Here is a 1,593-nt window from a genome sequence, read left to right on the forward strand (position 1 = left end):
GCCTCCCCCCGCCCCCGCACACGGCATCGCCGCCGCCCTGGGACGGGGCGGCGGCGATGCGGGACGAACGAGTCGTCAGGGGGTGAACGCCGCGCGGGCGCTCACCGGTCGGACGGTTGTCAGACGAGCCAGCCGAGGAAGTGGAAGAAGCCGGCGAGCAGGTCGGTGACGATGTTCATGGTGTTGCGTTCTCCTTGTGCATGATGCAGATGGGGGACATGCGCAACTCCGGTCTGCAGCCCGTCACTTGCGCAACGTAAGCATCCCGCGCCACTCGGTGACCGGGCCAGCGGAAGCCGGATCATCACACGATCCGGCGAACATCCGATCCCACGTTCGTGTAAGCGTCTGCCGTAAGGCCGTCCCGCCCTCGCCTGCTTCCCCGTCGCCCCGGGTTACCTTGCCCGCATGTGGAACACATCACCTCAAAACGGTCGGCGGCGGAGGGTTCGCATGACCCGCCGGGGCGTGCTGGTGCTGGTCGCCGGCCTCGCCGTCGCCCTGGCGGCGGCAGCGATGGTGCCGCTGGTGCTGCTGAGGCAGAGCCCCTCCGCCGAGCAGCCCCGGTCGCTGGTCATCCCCGAGGGCTGGCGGGCCGGCCAGATCTACGCCGCGGTCGACAAGGCCCTCGGCGTCTCCGCCGGCACCACCCGCGCGGCCGCCGCCAAGACCGACCTCACCCTGCCGGCCGCCGCGCAGGGCAACCCCGAGGGCTTCCTGTTCCCGGCGACGTACCCGGTCACCTCCGCGACCACCCCGGAGAGCCTGCTGCGCTACATGGTGACCACCGCCGACCGGCGCTTCGGCCCGGGCGGCACCACCGCGGGCGCCCCCAGCGGCCCCGGCGGCGGTCTCTACGAGACGGTGACCATCGCCAGCATCGTGCAGGCCGAGGCCGACACCGCCGAGGACATGGGCAAGGTCGCCCGCGTCATCCGCAACCGGCTCGCCCAGGGCATGGCGCTGCAAATGGACTCCACCCTCAACTACGCCCTGGACCGCAACACCGTGGACACCACCCACGAGGACACCCGCATCGAGAACCCGTACAACACCTACAACCGCCCCGGGCTGCCGCCCACGCCGATCGCCAACCCCGGCGAGCAGGCCATGCGGGCCGCCACCGAGCCCACGCCCGGCGACTGGCTGTACTTCGTCTCGGTCACCCCCGGCGACACCCGCTTCACCGCCGACTACCAGCAGCACCTCGCCAACGTCGAGCAGTTCAACACCCGCCGCCGCGCCACCGCCGGCTAGGCGGCCACCGGCGCGCGCCCCAGCAGCCTCATGACGTCCCGCACCGCCGCCCGCCCCGCCCGGTTGGCGCCGATCGTGGACGCCGACGGCCCGTACCCCACCAGATGCACCCGCTCGTCACGGACCGTCCGCGTCCCGTCCATCCGGATCCCGCCGCCCGGCTCCCGCAGCCGGAGCGGCGCCAGATGGTCCACCGCCGCCCGGAACCCGGTCGCCCACAGGATCACGTCCGCCTCCACCACCCGCCCGTCGTCCCAGGCCACCCCCGTCTCCGTCACCCGGTCGAACATCGGCAGCCGCTCCAGCACGCCCCCCCCCCGGGCCCGCCGGGTCCGC

General features: G+C 73.1%; 1 protein-coding gene and 1 pseudogene. One reads left to right on the plus strand and one right to left on the minus strand.

All coding sequences use genetic code 11. The annotated features are described in order from the left end of the window. Positions 1 to 408 precede the first annotated feature (408 nt). Positions 409 to 1,257 carry an endolytic transglycosylase MltG gene (gene mltG, locus C6N75_RS26605; RefSeq protein ID WP_105871425.1) on the plus strand — a complete coding sequence of 283 codons (849 nt, stop codon included), beginning with the start codon at positions 409 to 411 and terminating at the stop codon, positions 1,255 to 1,257. Here mltG and C6N75_RS26610 read toward each other — a convergent pair. Continuing rightward, positions 1,254 to 1,593 (minus strand): annotated as a pseudogene (locus C6N75_RS26610) (pyridine nucleotide-disulfide oxidoreductase); the annotation flags it as partial. The gene mltG and the pseudogene C6N75_RS26610 overlap by 4 nt on opposite strands.

This window comes from Streptomyces solincola (assembly GCF_002982015.1).
GTDB classification, from domain to species: Bacteria; Actinomycetota; Actinomycetes; order Streptomycetales; family Streptomycetaceae; genus Streptomyces; species Streptomyces solincola.

Coding starts and splice junctions, on each gene's coding strand:
- mltG (WP_105871425.1), top strand. CDS start 409: ATGTGGAACACATCACCTCAAAACGGTCGGCGGCGGAGGGTTCGCATG.